The sequence below is a fragment of the Pandoraea sputorum genome (assembly GCF_000814845.2).
Taxonomy (GTDB): Bacteria; Pseudomonadota; Gammaproteobacteria; order Burkholderiales; family Burkholderiaceae; genus Pandoraea; species Pandoraea sputorum.
Map to the genome: position 1 here is coordinate 3,547,709 of NZ_CP010431.2, position 22,249 is coordinate 3,569,957.

A 22,249-nucleotide genomic window follows, 5' to 3' on the forward strand; every position below is an offset into this window, starting at 1 on the left:
TCCGGTCTAATGCGTTGCCAATGCGTTGTAAATTATACGCATTCGCAACTGCGACTCTGACGCGGCCACTCAAGGAAAGTGCCCGCGCTTTGCGCAAAGCCGCCGTTCGCTTGCCTGAATTTCCCCGCAGCCCCATCTCGACCTACATTCGTTCCGACACCCATGCCACTGCCTTATCTCCTGCTCGACCATATCTGCGTCAGTTACGACACAACAGGCCAGACGCATATAGCTGTCCGGGATCTGTCGCTGTCCTTGGCGCGCGGCGAGATCGGTTGCCTGCTGGGTCCGTCGGGATGCGGGAAGACGACGGTGCTCCGTGCGGTGTGCGGTTTCGAGCCGCTGGCCGGCGGCCGGATCGTGCTTGACGGCCACGAAGTCGCCAACGCGCAGTTGAGCGAGCCGCCTGAGCGGCGTCACGTCGGCGTGGTGTTCCAGGACTACGCGTTATTTCCGCACCTGAACGTCGCGCAAAACATCGGCTTTGGCATTAGCCGCATGGCCCGAGTAGAGCGTCAGACTCGCGTCGAAATGCTGGCCGAGCGGGTCGGTCTGGCGGGCACGTTAAAGAAGTACCCGCATGAACTGTCCGGGGGGCAACAACAACGCGTCGCACTTGCCCGCGCCTTGGCCCCCGCGCCTGCACTGCTTCTCCTCGACGAGCCCTTCTCGAACCTCGACCTCGACCTGCGCGAGCGTCTGGCCGTGGAGGTTCGGGAGATCATTCGAGCCAGCGGTGCGACGGCCATTCTCGTCACGCACGATCAGCACGAAGCCTTCGCGATGGCCGACCGCATTGGCGTCATGCACGCGGGCGCCATCGCGCAGTGGTCTGCGGCACGTGAGCTCTGGCGGTCCCCGGCCAATCGGATCGTCGCAGACTTTATCGGGCGCGGCGCGCTCATTCCCGGCACCTTCCGGGGCAACGCCGAAGGCGGTGGCATCTCGCTCGAAATCGGAGAAATCTCCGTCTCGTCCGCGCTCGCCGACAAACTGATCCGAAGCGCCGCCCGTGACACTTATCCCGTGAGTGTCGACGTCCTGCTTCGCGCAGACGACATTGCCCATGACCCCGCAAGTCCGTTCGAAGGCACGCTCGTGCGTCGCGCATTTCGCGGGGCCGATCAGTTGTACACGCTGCGTCTCGCGTCCGGCATCGAAGTGGTCGCGCGAGTCGATGGCGAATTGGCGCACGAGGCTGGCGACCGTGTTGGACTGCGCCTGACGGTGCAACATCCGGTGGCATTCGCCGCTGCTCAGGCCGCCGTCTGACGGCAGGCAAGTACCACGTCACCCGGAGGCTGGTAAAATCCCGCAAAACGGATGGGCCTATGAAACAGTACCTAGACTTCATGCGCCATGTACTCGAACATGGCACAGACAAAACCGACCGCACGGGCACAGGCACGCGCTCGGTGTTCGGCTATCAGATGCGCTTCGACCTGCAGGAAGGGTTCCCGCTCGTCACCACGAAAAAAGTGCACATCAAATCGATCGTGCACGAACTGCTGTGGTTCCTGCAAGGCAGCACCAACGTGCGCTATTTGCAGGAAAACGGCGTCTCCATCTGGAACGAATGGGCGGATGCCGAAGGTGAACTCGGGCCCGTCTACGGCGCGCAATGGCGCTCGTGGCCAACACCCGATGGCGGTCACATCGACCAGATTACGCAGATCGTGGAGCAGATCCGCTCGACACCGGACTCGCGTCGCCTGATCGTGTCCGCATGGAATGTCGGCGAGATTCCGCGTATGGCGCTGCCCCCGTGCCATGCGTTCTTCCAGTTCTACGTTGCCGACGGCAAGTTGTCCTGCCAGCTTTATCAACGTAGTGCGGACATCTTCCTCGGGGTGCCGTTCAACATCGCCAGCTACGCATTGTTGACGCATATGGTGGCGCAGCAAACCGGCCTGGATGTGGGCGACTTCATCTGGACCGGTGGCGACTGCCATCTGTACAACAATCACCTCGAACAGGTGCAAACGCAGCTCGCGCGCGCGCCGTTCCCGCTGCCGAAGCTTGAGATCGCGCGCAAGCCCGATTCGATCTTCGATTACACGTTCGAGGACTTCCATATCACCGGATACGAAGCGCATCCGCACATCAAGGCGCCGGTGGCCGTATGACGATTCTGACGCTTGTGGTCGCCCGCGCCGAAAATGGCGTGATCGGGCGTGACAATCAATTGCCGTGGCGTCTGCCGGAAGACCTTGCACACTTCAAGCGCACCACGCTGGGCAAGCCCATCGTCATGGGACGTAAGACGTTCGACTCGATTGGACGTCCGCTGCCCGGACGTCGCAACATTGTCGTTTCCCGCAATCCCGACCTGAAAATCGACGGCTGCGAAGTCGCTGGCTCGTTGGTGGATGCGATGCGGCTTTGCGTCGGTGTGGAGGAAATTTGTCTGATCGGCGGTGCACAGCTGTATGCCGAATCGCTTGCCAGTGCAGACAAGGTCGTCGTGACGGAGATCGCCAAAGCGTTCGAGGGCGATGCGCACTTCCCCGACCTCCCCGCCGCCCAATGGCGTGAGACGGCACGCGAAACGCATCACTCCCCTGCGCCGAACGATTTCGATTATTCGTTTGTCACATACGAGCGCGTCTGACGCGACTCGCTGCGGCGTCTGCGCCGATCGGCTCAGGCACCGACCCACGCACTAGCTCACGCACTCAGATTGGCACGCGGCGCATCAGCAGCCGCGCCGCCAACGTTCTCACCATCGGATGGCACCCCCTGCGCAACCTGAATACGATCGCGGCCAAGACGTTTGGCTGCGTAGAGTGCTTCGTCCGCTAGCGCAATCAACCGGTCAGGTGTGTCGCTGGCATTCCCCTGCTGCGGTACGTGGGTTGCGCAGCCGACACTGACGGTGACACGTCCTTGCGGCCCCGGGCAGGGCTTCGCCAACGCGCGCACGCTCTCCGTGACCCGTGTCGCCACGAACATCGCGCCACGCTCGTCCGTATCGGGCAGCACGATAACGAACTCCTCGCCACCGTAGCGGGCGACGAGATCGGCCGGTCGATGCGTCGCCCGCATCAGCGCAAGCGCGACGTGCTCAAGGCACTCGTCGCCTATCGGGTGCCCGTAGGCGTCGTTGTAGCGTTTGAAATGGTCGACGTCGATCATCAGCAGCGAAAGCGGTCGCCCCGCACGGCGCGCCTGCTCGTAATCACCGGGGAACCGGTCATTGAAATACCGGCGATTGTAGATGCCGGTCAGCGCGTCGCGATTGCTGTATTCGATGAGGCGCAGGTGCGCCCGGGTGAGTTCGCGATACAGCCGCGTCACTTCCCACACGAGCACGCAGACCAGCAGCCCCGGTGCCGACATACTGAAAAAGCGCGCGAGATACCACCCCAGCGAGAAGCGAACCGTACTCATCAGACTGAGTACCGTGTCCGTCACACAGGCGAGCACAGCGAGCGCCACCCAGAGGTCGAGTACCGTGCGCAGCCTTCCGATGCCTAGCACGGCCCCCAGCGCAACGAGATTTAGCACCAGCAGCACGATGCCGACACCGCCGCTGGAGAAATCGCCCGGAGACGTGGCAGGCTGGAGCGCGGGCGGGAGGGGGACGGTCAATGCCGCAAGGCAAAGCAGGATGCCGACGGCAAGCGGAATGCCGACGTAGATACCTACGCCTTTACCCGGTGAGGGAAATTGTGTGATGGATTGGGGCGCAAACTGGCGTCGCGAGATCATGGCGATCAGGACGAGCGTAGGGAAACCAGCATGCCAGAAAACCCAGATCCAGCCGGAGGTCGTTGGCCTTGCGCCGAATAGCCCGCCCGGCGCGAAGAGTCCCGGAAAGGTGAGCAACTGCATGGCGACGGTGAGCGCTGTAAAGGCGTAAGCGCCCGCCAGCAAGCCGAAGACGGGCAGACGCGACACCCGGAACTGTCCGCAAAGCAAGTACGCCACAATGGTGGCCGTCGTAAACACCGTCAGCCCGCACATCGGCAGGAACGGTGCCACCGCAGGCAGCACCGAGGTGGCTTGCGGCGCCGCGAGTATCAAGGCAGCGAGGATGGCGATCGCCAGACAGCCGGCAAACGCCCGCTGTCCTCGCGATGCACGCTCCATCAGAAAGCCGTCCATGGAATCCCTCTTGCTTAGCCGAGCAGGATGCCGGTATGGCATAGCCTAAAACGACGCCGCGCAGACATCTCGCACACATCTTGCGGGCAATTAGCGGCAGCATGCACCAATTCCGACTGACTGCCAATCTGTGGACGCGAAAGCACCCGTGCCGTCCGCATTGAGCCAGCGATACACCGCGTCCGCCACCAACAAAATCGGCGTCGACAAGGTATCCGCAGATCCCCCGCCGACGCCGTTAGCGTCACATCGTCTGGTACGCAGACGGCCCCTAATCTCAAACGCGCGTACGGTCGTACGCCCGTTTCAAAGACGCCGTTGCATGGAACTCAACCGCCCAGATACGCCTCCAGCACGCGCGGATTGCCCAGCAGATTCCGGCCAGTGTCGTCGAGCACGACCTTGCCCGTCTCCAGCACATAGCCGTGCTGCGCAATCTTCAGTGCCTGCCGCACGTTCTGCTCGACCAGGAAGATGGTCAGGCCGTCGGCGTTGATTTCTTTGAGCGTAGCGAAAATCCCCTGGACGATGATCGGCGCGAGGCCCATCGAAGGTTCATCGAGCAGCAACAGTTTCGGGCGCGCCATCAACGCCCGACCGATCGCCAGCATCTGCTGCTCGCCACCCGACAGGTTCCCGGCCATCTGGTCGATTCGTTCGGCGAGTCGCGGAAAGCGCTCGAGCACCTTGTCCAGATCGGGCTTCACGTTCTGCTTGTCGCGACGCGTGTAGGCCCCGAGTTCGAGGTTCTCGCGAACGGACATCGTCGTGAGCGTGGCACGTCCCTCGGCCACCTGCACCAGCCCGCGTTGCACGATCTTGTTGGGCGCCAGCCCGCCAATATCCTCGCCTTCGAAGAGAATCGTGCCAGCCTGCTTCTTGATGAGGCCGGACAACGCCAGCAGCGTGGTGGACTTACCGGCGCCGTTCGCGCCCACGAGCGAGGTGATTTCGTGCTCGCGCAATGCAAAATCGACGCCCTTCACAGCCTCGATATGCCCATAGGCCACTTTCAGGCCCTTCACTTCGAGCAGCGCGCTCATGCCTTGTCCTCCGCGCCAGCCGCCAACGCAGCCACATCGTCGTCGTCATCGCGGCCCAGATAGGCTTCGATAACCTGCGGGTTGTTCTTGATCTCGTCCGGCTTGCCCTCGGCGATGATGCGTCCGAAGTTCAGCACCGCGATACGCTCGCACAAGCCCATCACGAAACGCATGTCGTGCTCGATCATAAAGATCGTGTAACCGCGCGCCTTGATGTTCTCAATCTCGCTCATGAGATCGACTTTCTCGCCGGTATTCATGCCCGCGACCGGCTCGTCGAGCAGCAACAGCTTGGGCTCGGTCGCCAGCGCACGCGCCAGTTCGAGCTTGCGCTGATCGCCGTACGAAAGATTGTCGGCAATGTCGTACGCCTTGTGGTCGAGCTTGACCCACGACAGCAGTTCGTGGGCTCGCTCGCGAGAACGTTTCTCCATGTCGCGAAAGCCCGGCAGCGAGAGCAACAAGCCCGCCGGACCATACGAGAGGTGACGGTGCATGCCAACCACCACGTTCTCGATCAGCGTCATCTCTTTAAAGATGCGGATGTTCTGGAACGTGCGAGCAATACCGCGCTGCGTAATTCGGTGCGGCTTTTCGCCGATCAGACTCTCACCGTTGAACGTGATGCTGCCGCCGGTAGGCTGCAACAATCCCGTGATCAGGTTGAAGACGGTCGTCTTGCCCGCACCGTTCGGGCCGATCAGGCCGAAGATGGTGCCTTGCGGCACCTCGATATTGACGTCCTGCAGCACGTGCAGACCGCCGAATCGCTTGGAAATATTGGAAAGCTTAAGCATGTCGTGTTCCCCGTCCGCTTACGTGGAAGACGCCGAACGCGTCTTGCTGGCACGGAACCAACGGCGAAAACGCATCGGATCCCAGATGCCCTTGGGCAGGAACAACACGATCAGCACCAGAATCAGGCCGTTGACCACCAGACGGAAGTCGTTGAATGCGCGCAGCAATTCGGGCAGGAGCGTCAGAATCGTGCTGCCGAGCACCGGACCCACAAGGCCATTGATACCGCCGAGGATCGCCATCGTCAGAATCTCGACGCCGCGATCGAACCCGAACTCATTCGGTCCGATGAAGAACGTCAGATGCGCATTGAGGGCACCGGCAAGACCGGCCAGCACCGCGCCGAGCACGAACGCCAGCATCTTGTAACCCGTCACGTTAATGCCCATCAGCCCGGCGGCCGTCTCGTCTTCCTTGATCGCCTCGAACGCACGGCCAACCTTGGAGCGACGCAGACGCCACAGCACTGCAAGCACGATCACGACGGCAGCAGCCACATGCCACCACTGCGTGAGTTGCGGAATGCCGTTCAGACCGAGCGCACCGCCCGTCAGATCTTCCGTATTGAGGATCAACACACGCACAACTTCGCCGAAACCGAGCGTCGCCATCGCCAGATACACGCCCGACAGGCGCAGCGTCGGCTTGCCGATGATGAACGCGACCAGCGCAGGTGCGGCCATGCCGCCCGCCAACGACACCGCAAACGGCGTGTCGTAGTTCATCGTCAGCAATGCCGCGGTGTACGCACCTATACCCATGAACGCGGCGTTGGCCATCGCCAGCATGCCGCACGAGAGCGTGAGATAAATCGACAGGGCCAGCAGCGCATTGGTGCCGAGAGTCAGCACCAGATTGCTATATACCGCCCAGAAATTATTGAACCAGTCCATTGCGCCCCCGTGATTACGCTTTGCGTTCGAGCACTTTGCCGAACAACCCCTGCGGACGCACCAGCAGGATCAGGAACAAGAGGCCAAACGCCACGGCGTCGCGCATGTTCGAGCCGATGTAAGCCACCGACAACACTTCGGCAAAGCCGAGGAACAAGCCGCCGATCATCGCGCCGCGAATATCGCCCATGCCACCGAGAATGATCACCGCAATGCCCTTGTGCAGCATGGGCTGCCCCATGAGCGGGAACACTGCGTTGGAGTACAGGCCGATCAGCACACCGGCCATGCCCCCCAGACCCGCTGCCGCGAACGACGTGGCGAGGAACAGTCCTTCGACGTTGATGCCGAGCAGGTACGCCGCTTTCGGCGACTCCGCGATCGCGCGCAGCGCGCGTCCCAGTTGCGTCTTCTTGATCGTGGTGATGAGTACGGCCATCAGCGCGAACGAAATGAAGATGATCGCAAGTTCGAGCACGGTCATGTGGACGCCCGCCACGGTCAGGGTGTCCTGCGAGACGAGGTCGTACGGGAAGCGCAGGTTCTCTGCACCGAAGATGCCCTGCACGCCGTTGTTGAGCAAAATGCCCACGCCAATGGTGGCAATCATCGGAATCAGGTGAGGCGCACCGCGCTTGCGCAACGGTTTGAGCACGAGCACGTCGATGACCAGGCCGAGCAGGCCCGAGACGATCACGGCCGTCACAATGGCCGCCCACAGCGGCAGATGCAGATGCACGACGGCTTGCAATGCCGCGTAGGCACCGACCATGAAGACCGCGCCGTGCGAGAGATTGATAACGCCGAGGATGCCGAACACGAGTGTGAACCCGAGCGCGAACAAGGCGTACACGCACCCGAGGGAGAGCGCGTTGACGAGTTGCTGTTCCAGCATGGTGTGTATTCCAGCCTGAGGGACGGAGGCACGCGTCGCAAGGGGGCGCGACGTGTACCAGAAACGCCGATGGGCGTAGCGCCTTTCGGCCCTACGCCCATGCGGACTTCTTCAAGTACTGCCGGGCTTACTTCTCGATGACGTACTTGCCGCCCTTCGTCACGCTGACGATCGGCGCTTGTTGTGCATCGTAGCCCGCCGGCTTGCCGCCCTTGCCCATTGCCTGACGGAACGCGAACTTGCCGGTAGCGCCATCATGCGTGACCTTCGGCAGCGCATCGCGCAGTGCCTTGCGGTCGGCATCGAGGTTGCCGGAGATCTTCACGTTCTTGATCGCGCCGGCAGCGATATACATCGCGTCGTACGACTGTGCGGCGAACTGATCCGGCGCCACGTTGTACTTCGCCTTGTAGGCAGCGATGAACTTCGTGTTGGCCGGCGTGTTGTTCTCGATCGACCACGGGCTACCCACCCACAGGCCATCCGAGCTGCCCTTGGCCAGATCGAAGATCTTGACCGAGTTCATGCCGTTGCCGCCGATGAACGGCACATTGATACCCAGTTGACGGGCTTGCACCATGATCGGTGCGCCTTCGGCGATCAGCGCCGACAGCACGATGGCGTCCGGGTTCGAGGCCTTGATCTTCGTGAGCTGCGCCTTGAAGTCCACGTCGCCCTTGGCAAACGTTTCGGTCGTCGTGACCGGGATCTTCAGGTCTTCGAGCGCCTTCTTGAAGTTGTCGTAGCCGCTCTTGGTGAAGACATCGTCGTTACCGTACAGCACGGCAACCTTCTTGATGCCCGTGTGCTTGGCCGCAACCTTGATGGTCTCCGGCAGCACGTCGGCTTCGGTCACCGAATTGCGGAAGATGAAATCGCCGATGGAGGTAATGCCGTCAGCCGTGTTGGACGTGCCGAACGCGACCGTCTTGCCGGCTTGCGCGATCGGATCGGCGGCCTGGGCCGAGTTCGACAGCGTCGGGCCGAAGACCATGAGCACCTTGTCCTGGAAGATCAGCTTCTTGAAGACGTTGATCGCCTCTTCCTTCTTGCCCTGCTCATCTTCGATCTGAAGCACGAGCTTGTTGCCGTTGATGCCACCTGAGGCATTGATCTCGTCAGCGGCAAGCTGGAAACCGTTCTTGATGGCCGCGCCGTATTGCGCAGCGCCACCCGACAGTGCTTCGGCCACACCGATCTTCAGATCGGCTGCGTGGGCCGCAGCCACCATCCCCGTCGCGACAAGTGCGCTCAGCAACTTGGTCATGGTGCTTTTCATGAGTCCTCTTCCTCCAATACCTAGTCTCTAGTTATGAGAAGGCGCGCCTTATGAGCGCGCCCATTACCCTAACTACCGTGTACGTTCTTAAGCCACGGCTTAAGAAAACTCCTAAGCATATCGCAAACTGCTTGTGACGGACACGATAATCGAGCATTTGCCCCGCAATGGCGCACAAATGCAACGCGTTTGTGGCGCCATAACGGATTTTGGCAGCATCAATGACCGGCGATGGTCATTTGTTCAATCAGGATTGACCCGACCTCCTTCGTGCCGCGCACCAGCGTGTCCGCGCCGATGGCCACGATCTGCCGGAACATGTCGGTCAGGTTGCCTGCGAGCGTGATTTCCTCGACCGCGTACTGAATCTCGCCGTTCTCGACCCAGAAACCGGACGCGCCGCGCGAATAGTCGCCCGTCACATAGTTCACACCCTGCCCCATCAGTTCGGTCACCAGCAGGCCGGTGCCGAGCTTGCGCAGCATGGCGCGGAAGTCGTCCGTCGGCGCCGTGAGCTTGCTGTACATGCGCAGGTTGTGCGATCCGCCCGCGTTACCCGTGGTCTGCATGCCGAGCTTGCGAGCCGAATAGGTCGACAGGAAGTAGCCTTGCACCACGCCGTCGCTGACCACGTCGCGAGCACGCGTTTTCACACCCTCTTCGTCGTATGGCGCGCTGCCCATGGCACGCGGCACGTGCGGATCTTCATGGATACCGACGTGATCGGCAAATACCGGCTTACCCAACGTGTCGACGAGGAACGTCGCCTTGCGGTACAGCGCGCCACCGCTGACGCCCTGCACGAATGCGCCGAGCAGCCCGGCCGCCAGCGGCGCTTCGAACAGCACTGCGCACTTGCGCGTCGACAGCTTGCGGGCGTGCAGGCGCGCCAGTGCGCGTTCCGCAGCGTATCGGCCCACGGCCTCGGGCGACGCCAGGTCGCCAGCCGCGCGCTTCGACGAATACCAGTCGTCGCGCTGCATATGGCTGCCCGAACCCGCAATAGGCGAAACGGAGAGGTAATGGCGCGAATACGGATATCCGGAGAGGAAGCCGCGCGTCGTACCGAGCAGGAATTGGGAATGCTGGGCGGAGACCCCCGCACCTTCGGAATTCTTGATCTTCGGGCTGACGTCAAGCGCCGCTTTCTCGGCGCGACGGGCCAGCTCGACCGCTTCGTCGGCGGTGATATCCCACGGATGGAAGAGCGACAGGTCCTGCGGGTGCATTTCGAGCAGCTCGGACTCCGCAAGCCCTGCGCAGTCGTCTTCCGCCGTGAAACGGGCGATGTTGTAGGCTGCATCGACCGTGTCGTGCAGCGCCTTGCGGGAGAAATCGGACGTGCTTGCGTTACCACGGCGCTGACCGATGAAAACCGTCACGCCGACCAGCTTGTCGCGATTGCGCTCGATGGTCTCGACCTTACCGCGCCGCACCGAGACCGACAGACCGTCGCCCTCGGAGATCTCCGCCGCAGCGTCCGTTGCGCCAAGCGAACGGGCGTACTGCAACACGTCGCTGACGATTTCCTTGAGTTGATCCTGGGTATGCGTGAAGTGCTGGGTCGCTTGGGACATCGGCGCGATTCGGTCAGTGGCTAAATAGGAACCGCCATCTTAGCGCGAGTTGCGCGCCGTCGTGCGGAGGCCGGGCAACTATTTGGACGCCGCGCGTCGCGTTACAATAGCGGCTATGACGCACATTCATCGCTTTAACCGTATCGCCCACAGCGAGCTTTCCGACGAAGGCCCGAGCAAATCCCAGCGCAAGCGCGAGTCGCATGCCCTGCAGGATCTGGGTGAAGAACTGGTCAACCTGGCCAAGGACGCGCTCGCCCGCGTGCCGATGCCCGAAAACCTCGAACGCGCTGTCCGGGACTGTCGCACGATCACCGCCCACGAAGGCCGACGCCGTCAAATGCAGTACGTGGGCAAGCAAATGCGCACGCTGGACGAGCAGGAAATCGAGGCCATTCAACGCGCGCTGGACGTGATCAAGGGCGTATCGAAGGCGGAAACGGCCAAGCTGCACGCCCTGGAACGCTGGCGCGAACGCCTGCTGGCCAAGGACGAGGCACTGACTGAACTGCTCACCCAGCATCCGGATGCCGATGGCCAGCAGCTTCGCACGCTCATTCGCAATGCGCGCCGCGAACAGGCTGCGCAAAAGCCGCCCAAGGCCTTCCGCGAACTCTTCCAGGTGCTCAAGGATCTGCTCGGCACGGGATCCGCAGCGTCCGAAACTTCGGACGATGCCGATAACGATCTGCCGGAATTCCCAACCCGTGAGGATTATTGATGGTCGCCCGCTCACATCCGGACGAACTTCGCGTAGGTCTCGTCTCGATCAGCGATCGGGCGAGCCAGGGCACCTATGAGGATCAGGGCATCCCTGCCCTTGAGGCCTGGCTCGGCAGCGCGCTCACCTCGCCCTGGGTGACGGAAACACGTCTGATCCCCGACGATGCCGACGGCATCACCGCGACGTTGATCGAACTTGTCGACACGATGCAGTGCGATCTGGTCCTCACGACTGGCGGCACGGGTCCGGCACGCCGTGACGTCACGCCGGAAGCGACGCTGCGCGCGGGCACCAAGGAAATGCCCGGATTTGGCGAGCAGATGCGTCAGATCAGCCTGCGCTTCGTGCCGACGGCGATTCTGTCGCGTCAGGTCGCCGTGATTCGTGAGACGGCGGATCACGCCGCACTCATCGTCAATCTCCCCGGCCAGCCAAAGTCGATCAAGGAAACGCTCGAAGGTCTGCGTGATGCCGACGGCAAGTCGATCGTCCCCGGCATTTTTGCTGCCGTGCCGTACTGCGTCGATCTGATCGGCGGCCCCTATATCGAGACGAACGAGACCGTTTGCAAAGCTTTCCGTCCCAAGAACGCGATTCGAGCACCGAAATCCGTCTAATTGGCTAATTAGGCGGCTTGATCCGCCGGGGTGCCCCTTCTTTCTGCGAGTCAAAACAAAACGCCAGCGAATTCGCTGGCGTTTGTGTTTGGATACCGCGTCAATCAGGTCGAAGCGCCGGGCACCGCCGTCTTCAGGAAGTGCTCACGGTAATACACGAGCTCGTCGATCGACTCGTGAATATCTGCCAGCGCCGTATGGGCGGCACGCTTGGTGAAGCCTTTGTACACCGTGGGTTCCCAGCGACGGCACAGTTCCTTGAGCGTGCTGACGTCCAGATTCCGGTAGTGGAAAAACGCTTCAAGCTTGGGCATGTAGCGCGCCATGAAACGACGATCCTGGCAAATCGAATTGCCGCACATCGGCGACTTGTTCGGCGGCACATACTGGTTCAGGAACTCGATCAGTTGCGCCTCGGCGGACGCCTCATCCACAGGCGATGCCTTCACGCGGTCGATCAGTCCCGAGCGGCCATGGGTCGATTTGTTCCAGTCGTCCATGCCGTCGAGCACGGCGTCCGACTGGTGGATCGCGAAAACCGGGCCCTCGATACGACGCGTCAGCGCAGAATCGGTGACGACAACCGCCACTTCGATAATGCGGTCGCTGTCAGGCTGCAAACCCGTCATTTCCATGTCGAGCCAGACCAAATTGAATTCGGCGCGCGCGAGCGTCTTCTCGGCGTCGGCAGGCGTAGGATTTTGGGATGGAATGGAGGACATAATCGGAAGACTCTGGAAAACGCATCGTATGGCGACCGGCTCGGCGCCCCGACGGTCGAAAGAACTTATAATTCTCGCATACTTCAGATTCTTCTTAAGCGCATGTTCACTTATCTCTTCGTGATCTTCCTGCTGGCGATGGTCATGACCAAGCTCTGGCTCGCGGCCCGACAGGTCCGCTACGTGGTCGCCCATCGCGCCGCCGTCCCCGAGCGCTTCGCCGACACGATCACGCTGACCGATCATCAGCGGGCGGCCGATTACACCGTCGCCCGCACCCGCCTCGGCATGGCGGAGATTTTCGCGCAGGCGGTTCTACTGGTCGCATTTACGTTGCTCGGCGGCCTGAATCTGCTGCACATCGGCATCTCCGAATGGCTTGGCGATGGCTACGTCGGGCAAATTGCCCTGATCGCTGCTGTGCTCCTCATCTCGGGCGTCGTCGACCTGCCCTTCACCTACATTCGTCAATTCGTCATCGAGCAACGTTTCGGCTTTAACCGCATGTCGCTCGGGCTGTTCGTTGCGGATATGGTCAAGGGCACCGCAGTGGGTGTGGCGCTGGGATTGCCGCTGCTGTTCGTCGTACTGTGGTTGATGGACCGCGCAGGCCCCCTGTGGTGGGTGTACACGTGGGTCGTGTGGGTCGCGTTCAATTTGTTCGTTCAGTTCATCTTCCCGCATGTGATCGCGCCGATTTTCAACAAATTCGAACCCTTGTCCGATGCCTCACTGGCACAACGTATCGAAGGGCTGATGCAGCGTTGCGGCTTTGCGGCTCGTGGTCTTTTTGTGATGGACGGGTCGAAGCGTTCGGCGCACGGCAACGCCTATTTCAGCGGCTTTGGTCGCGCGAAACGCATCGTCTTCTTCGACACACTGATCGAGCGTCTCTCCCCGGCCGAGATCGAAGCCGTACTGGCGCACGAACTGGGGCACTTCAAGCGTCGTCACATCACCAAGCGCCTGGTCGTCGCCTTCGCACTATCGCTTGCCTTCCTCGCGCTACTTGGCTGGCTTATTGGACGCACATGGTTCTACACCGAACTGGGCGTCATGCCGTCGATGACCGGCAGCAACAATGCGCTCGCGCTTGTGCTCTTCTTCCTTGTGCTGCCCGTATTCGGGTTCTTTGCCAGCCCGCTGAACAGTCTGACGTCGCGCAAGCATGAGTTCGAGGCGGACGCCTTCGCTGCGAGCCAAACGCAAGCAGGCGATCTGGTGAATGCCCTCGTGAAGCTGTATCAGGACAACGCGTCGACGCTCACGCCGGACCCCGTCTACACAGCGTTTTACTACTCGCATCCTCCCGCGTCGCAACGCATCGACCGTTTGCTGGGGCATGCATGAAGCGCGGCGTGAAAGGTAAGGCTGCGCCCGTCGAAACGACCGCGCAGGAACGACGCCACGGCCGTGTTGCCGCAGCGCATGGCCGCCACTACGTCGTAGAAGCCGCCGACGGAGAAACGGTGCTGTGTTTCCCGCGCGGCAAGAAGAGCGAGATCGCCGTCGGCGATGAGGTGGCATGGGCGCGCACAGGCGACCAGGGTGTCATCGAGGAGATTCTGCCGCGTCGCAACCTGCTCTACCGTTCGGACCAGTTCAAGAGCAAGCTGTTTGCCGCCAACATCGACCAGTTGGTGATCATGCTGGCGACGGAGCCCTATTTCAGCGAAGACCTGCTCGGGCGCGCGCTCGTGGCTGCCGAGGCGAACGAATTGCGTCCGCTTATCGTGCTGAACAAGACTGACGTCACAGCGGCACTGCCTGCGGCGCGGGAACGTCTTGCGCCGTATCGCGCGCTGGGCTACGAAGTGCTGGAACTCTCCGTTCGCGCCGACCCCGACGCCGCCACGGCACTTCTGTTACCGCGACTGGCCCATCAGTCGTCGCTGTTGCTCGGTCAGTCCGGCATGGGGAAGTCGAGTCTTGTGAATCTCGTCGTCCCGAATGCCGACGCGGCAACGCGCGAAATCTCCACGGTGTTGAACTCGGGCAAGCACACGACGACGTTCACGCGAATCTTCCATCTGCCCGAAGGCGGATTACTCATCGACTCACCGGGTTTTCAGGAGTTTGGGCTGCATCACCTGAAGGAAGGGGCACTTGAACGTGCGTTTCCCGAGTTTCGTCCACTGCTCACCGGATGCCGGTTCTACAACTGCCATCACTTAAAGGAACCGGGCTGCGCGATTCTCGAGGCCGTGGAGGACGGGCGCATTTCTCGTCAGCGTCACGCCCTCTACGCGCAACTCGTTCACGAGTCGGAGCAGCAGATTCCCTATTGAGACGGCGTGCGCTCGCGCGTCGTATCTGCCAGCAACAAGAAACCCCGCCGAAGCGGGGTTTTCTTTTGCTCTATTGCGATTCGCGCCTCAACGTCAGCGCAATCGGCCCGATCAGCCCAGCCATACAGCAAGCGTCAGCAGAAGCAACAACAGCATCCACAGCAGCACTGCGCGCCAGACGAGTCCGACGGCTGCTTGCAAGGTCCGCGGCGTGCATTCGCTGCCGACCGGCAGAACGGCGTCGTCCCCTTGGTTGAGCGCGTCGACGCTGGAGACCTCGGCAAGCGGGCCAGTCAGACGTGCGCCGAGCGCACCGCTACCTGCCGCCAGCAAAATGCCTTCGTTCTCGTTCGGCCACTGCTTGGCATAGTGACGCCACGCGTAGATGGCATCTTCGAAGTTACCGACAATCGCGAAGCCAATCGCCGTCAGACGCGCCGGCACCCAGTCGATCACGTAGAAAGCCTTGCGCGCAAACGCACCGAAGGCCGGGCTGCGATCGGGTGCCGCTTCCGTCCATCGGCGGGAGAGATACTCAGCGAGACGATACAACACGGCCCCGGCGGGACCCACAGGCATCAGGAACCAGAAAAACACACCGAACACGTGCCGATGCGAGGCAATCACAGCATGCAGCAGCGTGTGACGCACGATCTCGTCCACCGGCATATCGACGGTGTCGATGCCAATCCATTGACGCAGAATTTCGCGCGCTTCGTTGACGTTGTCGTTATTCAGCGCAACGTGGATATCCGTGAAATAGTGGCTGAACTGCCGAAACCCCATCGTCAGGTAGACGATGAGCACGTTCCAGGCAAAGCCAAGAAAAATATTGACCCGCATGAGCAGGTAATAGACGACGCCGACAACCAGGACGAATGGCACCACTACGACCAGCCACGCGAGGACACCATGGCGCGGCTGCCCGGCGTCAAACGATTGCGACGTATGGGTCGCGTGGGAGCGGATCAGGTTGTAGATCGGGTTTTGCGTGGAGAGGGCACGCACCTGCTCAAAGATCAGCGCGAGGAGTACCGAGAAGAATGTCATGCGTGCGATCAGATCACCGGACGGAATGGTGTAACGATAGCACAGCTTCTCGCAAATGCCCGCCCCGCGTGCCTTCGCGACGCACCTGTCTGTCAATTCAAGCAGGCAATTTGCAGAATCTGATCAACTTTCGCATTGCGTCCGCAGCTAGGTCCGCGGTTAGGCCCGCAGAAGTTGATAGAAATTTCTGAGCATGCCCGCCGTCGCACCCCAGATGAAATATTCGCCACCTGCGGCCTTCGGATAGGGCATCGCATAAAAACGACGCTCACCGACCTGATAGTTGAAGACGCGAATCTGATGATGTGCGGGATTCATCAGGAAATCGAGCGGCACCTCGAAGATTTCGTCGACCTCGCCCGTATCCGCGACCAGATCGAACGGCGGCTTGACCAGGCCAACGACCGGCGCGACGCGAAACCCCGTCCCCGTCACATAATCCGGCAAGCTGCCGATGACCTCGACGGCACCGGCGTCCAGTCCGATTTCCTCGCGCGATTCGCGCAACGCGGTCGCAATCGGTGTCGGATCGTCGGGCTCACGGCTCCCGCCCGGGAAACTGACTTGTCCGGCGTGCGTACTCAAATGCTGCGTGCGCTTCGTGAGCAGCACGGTGGTGCCGTTCGGTCGCATCACTAACGGCACCAACACCGCGGCGGCTCGTGGCGTAAACATCGAGGGGGACACCAGATCGCCGACACCCGACTCAGGTGTCCAGATTGGCGGACTGGCAAGACGGTCACGCAACGCCGAGGGGGTCAACCGCTCTGCCGGCACCGGCTCCCCTTCCCCCGTCGAGACGATGGGTAAGGCTTCAGGATGCAGGATGAGAGGTGGCGCCACGTAGACCTTTGGAGATGAAGAATTTTGCTATTTTAGCGAGGATGCGTAAAGCGCGTGCGCGCAAAGAAAATGCCATTCCCCCGGCAATTCGCGGGATACCGTAGTTATGACGCAGCGCCGCATCGCAAGCAACGCGCCGCACTGAAACGAAAAAAGCACCCCGAGGGGTGCTTTTTCCATGCGGCTTTGCTGCGCCCGGCCACGAGGTCGCCAGGCGAAGCGGCGTCCGACTTACTCGGCAGCAGCGACGGTCTTGCTCTTGAACGTGAGCTTTTCCTTGATACGTGCCGACTTGCCCGAACGCTCACGCAGGTAGTACAGCTTAGCGCGACGAACGTCACCACGACGCTTGACTTCGATGCTGGCGATCAGCGGCGAGTACGTCTGGAACGTACGCTCAACGCCTTCACCCGACGAAATCTTACGAACGATGAAGCCCGAGTTCAGACCACGGTTACGCTTGGCGATCACGACACCTTCGTAAGCCTGAACACGCTTGCGGGTACCTTCAACCACGTTCACGTTAACGATCACGGTGTCGCCCGGGGCGAATTCGGGGATCGTCTTGTTCGCGGTCAAACGCGCGATTTCTTCTTGCTCGATCTTAGCGATCAGATTCATTTACTACTCCTTGTGCCATCGTGTCGGCGTTATATACCGGCGGGCCGGCCCCGACAGAGGATGGGTTCAAACCGAATGCCGTCCCCATGACGACATCCGCTGCCTACTTGGCCGAGGTATCGGCCCGCAGGCTTGTCAGCCAAGCCTCGTCGGCACGGCTGAGCAATCCGTTGGCACGCGCACTCTCGATCAGATCGGGACGCTTGTGCCATGTATTGGCCAACGCCTCACGGCGTCGCCACTTTTCAATCTCTGCATGATGCCCACCCAACAGCACATCGGGCACACGCACGCCTTCATATTCTTCAGGCCGCGTGTAGTGAGGGCAATCCAGCAAGCCATTCACGAAGCTGTCTTGCTCCGCCGACTGTTCGTCGTTCAGCGCGCCCGGCAGCAGCCGGATCAGCGAATCCATCAGCGCCATGGCGGGCAACTCCCCACCTGACAGCACAAAATCGCCGACGCTGACTTCTTCGTCGACCACACGATCGATCAAGCGCTGATCGATTGCCTCATAACGGCCGCAAAGCAGAATCAAGCCTTGCTCCTGCTCGCGCAGCTCGACCACCCGGCGATGCGTCAACGGCTTACCTTGCGGCGACATCAGCAACACGCGACCACGCGGGACACCGGCTTGCGCCTGAGCGGCCTTTGCGGCGGCAATCGCATCATCCAGCGGCTTGGCCAGCATCACCATGCCCGGACCACCACCATAGGGACGATCGTCGATCGTGCGGTAATTGTTATGCGTGAAGTCACGCGGATTCCAAAACCGCAGACCGTAGCGCGACTGCTTAAGCGCCCGGCTGGTGACGCCCCAGTCGGTCAGTGCCCGAAACATCTCGGGAAAGAGCGTGACGACGTCAAACTGCATCAGACCGTTTCCGTCCAGAGGTGCCCGGACGCAATAACGGCCAGGCGGTCAATCGGTATCTCAGTAATCGAGACCCCAGTCAGCCACAATGCGTCCCGCCTCGGTGTCGACGGTCTGGACGTACTGGCCAACAAACGGGATCAACCGCTCAGCGGTCTTCGCCGGATTGCCATCGGTAGCCGGTATGTCGTACACCACCCGCAAAACGGTGTGTACGCCGTTGTCCAGCAAACCGACAACCTTGCCGAGCGATTCATCCTGCAAATTCGTCACCTGGGCGCCGATCAGGTCGACCCAGTAAAACTCGTCCTCGCCAGCCGATGGGAATGCACTGCGCGGCACCCAGACCTGAAGGCCCTTGAGCGCCTCGGCAGACGTCCGGTTCTCACTGCCGCGCAATTGTGCGACAACGGTTCCCGAATGCCCCCGACTGTGGAGCACGTTAGCCTTGGTGTAGGCCGATTCGCCTGGACGACGGAAATACCAGCAATCTGCGGATAACAGGCCTTCGCCGTCACCCGTGTGCGGCTGCACCTTTATCCAGCCGCGAATCCCGTAGGCATCGCCGATATAACCGAGCTCGACGAGATCGTCGGGCACCTCGGTTACCGGGGCGAGCACCTGCTCGGCGCGCATGCCGGAGGCGCGACGCGCTTCTGCACCGATTTTCAGCGGCACACGCTCACGTGCGGAACGAACCATGCAATCCAACCTTGTGACGAACACACGGCGATGCTTGCCCCAGATTGCTCTGGAGCATGCACCGCCGTTCAATTCTCATGCCATCGGCAAACCGATAGCAATGCGTACCACTCGACTATCTGAAAGCTTAGGCAGCAGCCTTGGCGCCTTGCTTGATCAGACGAGCCACGGTCGGCGACAGTTGTGCGCCAACGCCTTGCCAGTACGTCAGACGGTCTTGAGCAATGCGCAGACCTTCCGTGCCTTCGGCAGCGACCGGGTTGTAGAAGCCAATACGCTCGATGAAGCGGCCATCGCGACGGTTACGCGAGTCGGTTGCAACGATGTTGTAGAACGGGCGCTTCTTCGCGCCGCCGCGAGCCAGGCGGATAACGACCATATTAAATCCTTGTGAATCCAGAAGTGTTCGGACAGAAAACGCGTGATTATAGCGCAAAACCCTCGTCAAAACAAACACTTCGCCAAAGGCAAAGTACACCCCGTATAGGCACGCCTATATTAGAGGGCTTGTACGCCGGTGCCGCGCCCCGATAACCGCTGGTCTACAATGCACGCATCCTTTGTGTGAAGCGAGTCCTGCATGCGGCGATTTCCCGATGGATACTCATTCTCCTTCCTCCTGCCATGGCCCACGCGGATTGCCGCGCGGGTGGTCATCCTCATCGGCGCCGCGCTGACGTGCGCCCCGCAATTGGCGACGGCGCGTGACGCCCTTCCCATCGAGCGTCTCTCGTTACCTCAGGGCTTCTACGTCGAAGTCCTTTCCGATCAGGTCCCCGGGGCCCGAGGCATGGCATTAGGTCCGAAAGGCACGCTGTTTGTCGGCAGCCGGGCGCAAGGCAACGTCTACGCCATCACGCTCGATCCATCGCGCGCCTATGCCGCCAAGGTCCGCACGGTAGCGTCAGGCCTGAACATGCCCGTCGGAGTCGCGATGCGCAATGGCGCTTTGTATATCTCGGCCGTGTCGCGCATCGTCAGACTCGACGACATCGAAAACCATCTCGACAACCCAGGCAAGCCCACCGTCGTCTACGACAAACTTCCCACCGAAAGCCACCACGGCTGGCGATATATCGCCTTTGGCCCGGACCAGCGTTTGTATGTGGGTGTCGGCGCCCCCTGCAATGTTTGCAAGCGCGACGAAAATCGGTACGCGATGATTGGCAGCATTAAACCCGACGGTACGGACTGGCGAGTCGTTGCCCGAGGCGTACGCAACACCGTGGGATTCGACTGGCAACCCGGCACCAAAACGCTATGGTTCACCGATAACGGGCGCGATCTGCTCGGCGACGATGTTCCCGACGACGAGCTCAACCGTCTGACGCGGATGGGGGAGCATTTTGGGTTCCCGTACTGTCACGCCGGCGATGTCCCCGACCCCGACTTCGGCGGCGAAAAGGCGTGCCGCAATTATTCGCCGCCTATGGCCAAACTGGGTGCCCACGTGGCCGCCCTTGGCATGCGCTTCTATACAGGCAAGCAATTCCCGGACGATTATCGCGGCAGTATCTTTATTGCTGAGCACGGTTCGTGGAACCGCAGCAGCAAAGTGGGATACCGGGTCGTTCGTGTGGTTCTGGATGCGAAAGGCAATGTCAGCAAGCAGGAAGTTTTTGCACAGGGGTGGTTAGGTGACGGCGACGCCGTGTGGGGTCGCCCCGTCGACCTGCTGACCCTGCCGGACGGATCACTCCTGATCAGCGACGACCACGCCGGAGCAATATATCGAATCACGTACCGAAAGCCATGAGGCCCCGCGATGAAACATTTCACGCCAATGGGAAACGTCATCGGGCCTGCGCAGGGAACTGCCCCCAGGCTCGCCCGGTCAACGATGAATGGTACTCACGGCACCGCTGGAACACATCGCCCCACGTTCAGCGCGACGTTTTCGCCGTCCCTGCCCTCTCCGCAACTACTTCCAGACAACATCATGACTCAACGCCTACTCTCGTTCCTGCCCTCCTCGTTGACTTCGTATCTGGTGACGCTCCTCGTGCCTGCCGCCATGCTGGCCGGTTGTGCAGCGCCGTCTGGCGGAGGTGCCAATCCCGCATCGGGCACGTCGGATAACACCGCAGCTGCGACCGCCCCTGCCGACATTCTCGGCACCTGGCAGTTGATGAAATGGGAAGGCACGAGCGACGCGCCAAACCTGCCGGAAGGCCGCGCCATCAATCTGACGTTCAATGACAAGGGGGCTTACTCGGGCACTGGTGGCTGCAATCGCATCTTTGGGCAATACACGATCGGCCCCGGCAAAGGACAACTCAGCATCCAACCCCCTGCCGCCACACGCATGGCCTGCCCGGATTCGATGGCTTTCGAAGATCGCTACCTCAAGACGCTCGCCAGCATGACCCGCTTCGAACGCCGTGACACGCAATTGATTCTGAGCGCACCGAACGGCCCGACACTCACCTATGCGTCCCAAACGTTGCTTAACCGCACGGTGGCAGGCGCGAGCGGGGCAGCGACGACGGAAGATCGAATTCTCGACGTCGATTCCCAGATGGCGGACTGTGTAGGCGTGGCACCGCGCAAGTGCTTGCGTGTGCGCGCCGCCGACGACTCCGGAAAATCGCAATGGGAACTCTGGTATGCCCACATCGATGGCTTCGAGTGGAAGCCCGGCGTAGAATACCGCGTGAAAATTCACGGCGAACCTGTCGCCAATCCGCCCGCTGACGCGTCGAGCATGCGCTGGACGCTCGTCGAAGTCATTCGGGAAACGCCTGCTCGATAACCATTTCAAATGAACGCAGTCGCTTATAAATCCAAGACCCTGACCGCCGGTCTCGCGATGCTGTTCGGCACGCTTGGCCTGCATCGCTTCTATCTGTATGGCATGCGCGACCGCTTCGGCTGGGCCCACATTGTGGGCTCGGCGTGCGGGGTGGCGGGCTGGGGACTTCTGGTCACGAGCGAACTGCATTCCCTCGCCGGTTGGATACTCACGATTCTGGGTGCCATTTCGCTGTTTTCGGCGTTTCTCACGGCGATTGTCTACGGCTTGCGTCCCGACGAGCGCTGGAACGCGCAGTTCAACACCCACGTCTCGAATAAGTCGAAGTCGGGCTGGATCGCGGTCATCATCGTCAGCGTGTCGCTGTTTGTGGGCGCCATGCTGATGATGGTCGGTTTGGCCGTCGCATTTCAGACCTACTTTGAAATCCACGACACACCGAATCGCCTGTCGCAGTAAAAACC

24 protein-coding genes are annotated in these 22,249 nt (G+C 61.1%); 10 read left to right on the plus strand and 14 right to left on the minus strand.

Annotated elements, in window-relative coordinates; all coding sequences use genetic code 11:
- Positions 1-162 precede the first annotated feature (162 nt).
- From NA29_RS15625 to NA29_RS15635, 3 genes are read left to right on the plus strand one after another with little or no spacing between them, the layout of a single operon-like run.
- On the plus strand, positions 163-1,272 hold the full coding sequence (locus tag NA29_RS15625; protein WP_039399408.1) for an ABC transporter ATP-binding protein: 1,110 nt from the start codon (positions 163-165) through the stop codon (positions 1,270-1,272).
- Between the two features lie 59 nt (positions 1,273-1,331).
- The gene (locus tag NA29_RS15630; protein ID WP_039399410.1) at positions 1,332-2,126 is read left to right on the plus strand and encodes a thymidylate synthase; all 795 of its coding nucleotides are present in this window, start codon (positions 1,332-1,334) and stop codon (positions 2,124-2,126) included.
- Positions 2,123-2,611 carry a dihydrofolate reductase gene (locus NA29_RS15635; RefSeq protein ID WP_039399412.1) on the plus strand — a complete coding sequence of 163 codons (489 nt, stop codon included), beginning with the start codon at positions 2,123-2,125 and terminating at the stop codon, positions 2,609-2,611. Before NA29_RS15630 ends, NA29_RS15635 begins: the two co-directional genes overlap by 4 nt.
- 56 nt (positions 2,612-2,667) lie before the next feature.
- Here NA29_RS15635 and NA29_RS15640 read toward each other — a convergent pair whose 3' ends face one another.
- From NA29_RS15640 to pmbA, 7 genes are all read right to left on the minus strand, one after another.
- Positions 2,668-4,107 (minus strand): sensor domain-containing diguanylate cyclase, encoded by a 1,440-nt coding sequence (locus NA29_RS15640; protein ID WP_039399414.1) that lies wholly within the window; start codon positions 4,105-4,107, stop codon positions 2,668-2,670.
- Between the two features lie 329 nt (positions 4,108-4,436).
- Complete coding sequence (locus NA29_RS15645) at positions 4,437-5,150, minus strand: ABC transporter ATP-binding protein (protein ID WP_039399416.1); 714 nt, start codon at positions 5,148-5,150, stop codon at positions 4,437-4,439.
- Entirely contained in the window at positions 5,147-5,947 is an 801-nt protein-coding gene (locus NA29_RS15650) for an ABC transporter ATP-binding protein (protein WP_039399418.1), read from the minus strand. The genes NA29_RS15645 and NA29_RS15650 overlap by 4 nt, the downstream gene beginning before the upstream one ends.
- Positions 5,948-5,965: 18 nt before the next feature.
- The gene (locus NA29_RS15655) at positions 5,966-6,841 is read right to left on the minus strand and encodes a branched-chain amino acid ABC transporter permease (protein ID WP_039399420.1); all 876 of its coding nucleotides are present in this window, start codon (positions 6,839-6,841) and stop codon (positions 5,966-5,968) included.
- 13 nt (positions 6,842-6,854) lie between these two features.
- Complete coding sequence (locus tag NA29_RS15660; RefSeq protein ID WP_039399422.1) at positions 6,855-7,736, minus strand: branched-chain amino acid ABC transporter permease; 882 nt, start codon at positions 7,734-7,736, stop codon at positions 6,855-6,857.
- Positions 7,737-7,863: 127 nt separating this feature from the next.
- On the minus strand, positions 7,864-9,015 hold the full coding sequence (locus tag NA29_RS15665; protein WP_039399424.1) for an ABC transporter substrate-binding protein: 1,152 nt from the start codon (positions 9,013-9,015) through the stop codon (positions 7,864-7,866).
- Positions 9,016-9,233: 218 nt separating this feature from the next.
- Positions 9,234-10,592 (minus strand): metalloprotease PmbA, encoded by a 1,359-nt coding sequence (pmbA, locus tag NA29_RS15670; RefSeq protein WP_095178459.1) that lies wholly within the window; start codon positions 10,590-10,592, stop codon positions 9,234-9,236.
- Positions 10,593-10,707: 115 nt separating this feature from the next.
- Here pmbA and yjgA point away from each other — a divergent pair, with 115 nt between their 5' ends.
- The gene (gene yjgA / locus NA29_RS15675; RefSeq protein WP_039399428.1) at positions 10,708-11,313 is read left to right on the plus strand and encodes a ribosome biogenesis factor YjgA; all 606 of its coding nucleotides are present in this window, start codon (positions 10,708-10,710) and stop codon (positions 11,311-11,313) included.
- Positions 11,313-11,933 carry a molybdopterin adenylyltransferase gene (gene mog / locus NA29_RS15680; RefSeq protein WP_039399430.1) on the plus strand — a complete coding sequence of 207 codons (621 nt, stop codon included), beginning with the start codon at positions 11,313-11,315 and terminating at the stop codon, positions 11,931-11,933. Before yjgA ends, mog begins: the two co-directional genes overlap by 1 nt.
- Before the next feature lie 104 nt (positions 11,934-12,037).
- Here mog and orn read toward each other — a convergent pair whose 3' ends face one another.
- Positions 12,038-12,655, minus strand: a complete 618-nt coding sequence (gene orn / locus NA29_RS15685; protein WP_039399431.1) for an oligoribonuclease — start codon at positions 12,653-12,655, stop codon at positions 12,038-12,040.
- Between the two features lie 102 nt (positions 12,656-12,757).
- Between orn and NA29_RS15690 the strand changes: the two genes are divergently transcribed.
- On the plus strand, positions 12,758-14,005 hold the full coding sequence (locus tag NA29_RS15690; protein WP_039399433.1) for a M48 family metallopeptidase: 1,248 nt from the start codon (positions 12,758-12,760) through the stop codon (positions 14,003-14,005).
- A complete protein-coding gene (gene rsgA / locus NA29_RS15695; RefSeq protein ID WP_039399435.1) occupies positions 14,002-14,943 on the plus strand; it encodes a ribosome small subunit-dependent GTPase A in 942 nt (313 codons plus the stop codon). Before NA29_RS15690 ends, rsgA begins: the two co-directional genes overlap by 4 nt.
- 111 nt (positions 14,944-15,054) lie before the next feature.
- Here rsgA and NA29_RS15700 read toward each other — a convergent pair whose 3' ends face one another.
- The 6 genes from NA29_RS15700 to rpsP form a co-directional block, all read right to left on the minus strand.
- Positions 15,055-15,993: a CobD/CbiB family protein gene (locus tag NA29_RS15700; protein WP_039403714.1), complete on the minus strand. Its 939-nt coding sequence runs from the start codon at positions 15,991-15,993 to the stop codon at positions 15,055-15,057.
- A 159-nt stretch (positions 15,994-16,152) separates the two neighbouring features.
- A complete protein-coding gene (locus NA29_RS15705) occupies positions 16,153-16,836 on the minus strand; it encodes a CoA pyrophosphatase (RefSeq protein ID WP_039399437.1) in 684 nt (227 codons plus the stop codon).
- A 231-nt stretch (positions 16,837-17,067) separates the two neighbouring features.
- Positions 17,068-17,457 (minus strand): 50S ribosomal protein L19, encoded by a 390-nt coding sequence (gene rplS, locus NA29_RS15710; RefSeq protein WP_039399440.1) that lies wholly within the window; start codon positions 17,455-17,457, stop codon positions 17,068-17,070.
- Between the two features lie 103 nt (positions 17,458-17,560).
- A complete protein-coding gene (gene trmD / locus NA29_RS15715) occupies positions 17,561-18,331 on the minus strand; it encodes a tRNA (guanosine(37)-N1)-methyltransferase TrmD (RefSeq protein WP_039399442.1) in 771 nt (256 codons plus the stop codon).
- A gap of 60 nt (positions 18,332-18,391) precedes the next feature.
- A complete protein-coding gene (gene rimM, locus NA29_RS15720) occupies positions 18,392-19,033 on the minus strand; it encodes a ribosome maturation factor RimM (protein ID WP_039399444.1) in 642 nt (213 codons plus the stop codon).
- A gap of 127 nt (positions 19,034-19,160) precedes the next feature.
- Positions 19,161-19,412 (minus strand): 30S ribosomal protein S16, encoded by a 252-nt coding sequence (rpsP, locus tag NA29_RS15725; protein ID WP_017234865.1) that lies wholly within the window; start codon positions 19,410-19,412, stop codon positions 19,161-19,163.
- Between the two features lie 201 nt (positions 19,413-19,613).
- Between rpsP and NA29_RS15730 the strand changes: the two genes are divergently transcribed.
- The 3 genes from NA29_RS15730 to NA29_RS15740 all read left to right on the plus strand — a co-directional run bounded on the left by NA29_RS15730 (position 19,614) and on the right by NA29_RS15740 (position 22,244).
- Positions 19,614-20,789: a PQQ-dependent sugar dehydrogenase gene (locus NA29_RS15730; RefSeq protein ID WP_039399446.1), complete on the plus strand. Its 1,176-nt coding sequence runs from the start codon at positions 19,614-19,616 to the stop codon at positions 20,787-20,789.
- Between the two features lie 183 nt (positions 20,790-20,972).
- Entirely contained in the window at positions 20,973-21,785 is an 813-nt protein-coding gene (locus NA29_RS15735; protein WP_052252979.1) for an META and DUF4377 domain-containing protein, read from the plus strand.
- Between the two features lie 9 nt (positions 21,786-21,794).
- A complete protein-coding gene (locus NA29_RS15740; RefSeq protein WP_039399448.1) occupies positions 21,795-22,244 on the plus strand; it encodes a TM2 domain-containing protein in 450 nt (149 codons plus the stop codon).
- The last annotated feature ends 5 nt before the right edge of the window (positions 22,245-22,249 follow it).

Coding starts and splice junctions, on each gene's coding strand:
- NA29_RS15625 (WP_039399408.1), top strand. CDS start 163: ATGCCACTGCCTTATCTCCTGCTCGACCATATCTGCGTCAGTTACGAC.
- NA29_RS15630 (WP_039399410.1), top strand. CDS start 1,332: ATGAAACAGTACCTAGACTTCATGCGCCATGTACTCGAACATGGCACA.
- NA29_RS15635 (WP_039399412.1), top strand. CDS start 2,123: ATGACGATTCTGACGCTTGTGGTCGCCCGCGCCGAAAATGGCGTGATC.
- NA29_RS15640 (WP_039399414.1), bottom strand. CDS start 4,107: ATGGACGGCTTTCTGATGGAGCGTGCATCGCGAGGACAGCGGGCGTTT.
- NA29_RS15645 (WP_039399416.1), bottom strand. CDS start 5,150: ATGAGCGCGCTGCTCGAAGTGAAGGGCCTGAAAGTGGCCTATGGGCAT.
- NA29_RS15650 (WP_039399418.1), bottom strand. CDS start 5,947: ATGCTTAAGCTTTCCAATATTTCCAAGCGATTCGGCGGTCTGCACGTG.
- NA29_RS15655 (WP_039399420.1), bottom strand. CDS start 6,841: ATGGACTGGTTCAATAATTTCTGGGCGGTATATAGCAATCTGGTGCTG.
- NA29_RS15660 (WP_039399422.1), bottom strand. CDS start 7,736: ATGCTGGAACAGCAACTCGTCAACGCGCTCTCCCTCGGGTGCGTGTAC.
- NA29_RS15665 (WP_039399424.1), bottom strand. CDS start 9,015: ATGAAAAGCACCATGACCAAGTTGCTGAGCGCACTTGTCGCGACGGGG.
- pmbA (WP_095178459.1), bottom strand. CDS start 10,592: ATGTCCCAAGCGACCCAGCACTTCACGCATACCCAGGATCAACTCAAG.
- yjgA (WP_039399428.1), top strand. CDS start 10,708: ATGACGCACATTCATCGCTTTAACCGTATCGCCCACAGCGAGCTTTCC.
- mog (WP_039399430.1), top strand. CDS start 11,313: ATGGTCGCCCGCTCACATCCGGACGAACTTCGCGTAGGTCTCGTCTCG.
- orn (WP_039399431.1), bottom strand. CDS start 12,655: ATGTCCTCCATTCCATCCCAAAATCCTACGCCTGCCGACGCCGAGAAG.
- NA29_RS15690 (WP_039399433.1), top strand. CDS start 12,758: ATGTTCACTTATCTCTTCGTGATCTTCCTGCTGGCGATGGTCATGACC.
- rsgA (WP_039399435.1), top strand. CDS start 14,002: ATGAAGCGCGGCGTGAAAGGTAAGGCTGCGCCCGTCGAAACGACCGCG.
- NA29_RS15700 (WP_039403714.1), bottom strand. CDS start 15,993: ATGACATTCTTCTCGGTACTCCTCGCGCTGATCTTTGAGCAGGTGCGT.
- rplS (WP_039399440.1), bottom strand. CDS start 17,457: ATGAATCTGATCGCTAAGATCGAGCAAGAAGAAATCGCGCGTTTGACC.
- trmD (WP_039399442.1), bottom strand. CDS start 18,331: ATGCAGTTTGACGTCGTCACGCTCTTTCCCGAGATGTTTCGGGCACTG.
- rimM (WP_039399444.1), bottom strand. CDS start 19,033: ATGGTTCGTTCCGCACGTGAGCGTGTGCCGCTGAAAATCGGTGCAGAA.
- rpsP (WP_017234865.1), bottom strand. CDS start 19,412: ATGGTCGTTATCCGCCTGGCTCGCGGCGGCGCGAAGAAGCGCCCGTTC.
- NA29_RS15730 (WP_039399446.1), top strand. CDS start 19,614: ATGCGGCGATTTCCCGATGGATACTCATTCTCCTTCCTCCTGCCATGG.
- NA29_RS15735 (WP_052252979.1), top strand. CDS start 20,973: ATGACTCAACGCCTACTCTCGTTCCTGCCCTCCTCGTTGACTTCGTAT.
- NA29_RS15740 (WP_039399448.1), top strand. CDS start 21,795: ATGAACGCAGTCGCTTATAAATCCAAGACCCTGACCGCCGGTCTCGCG.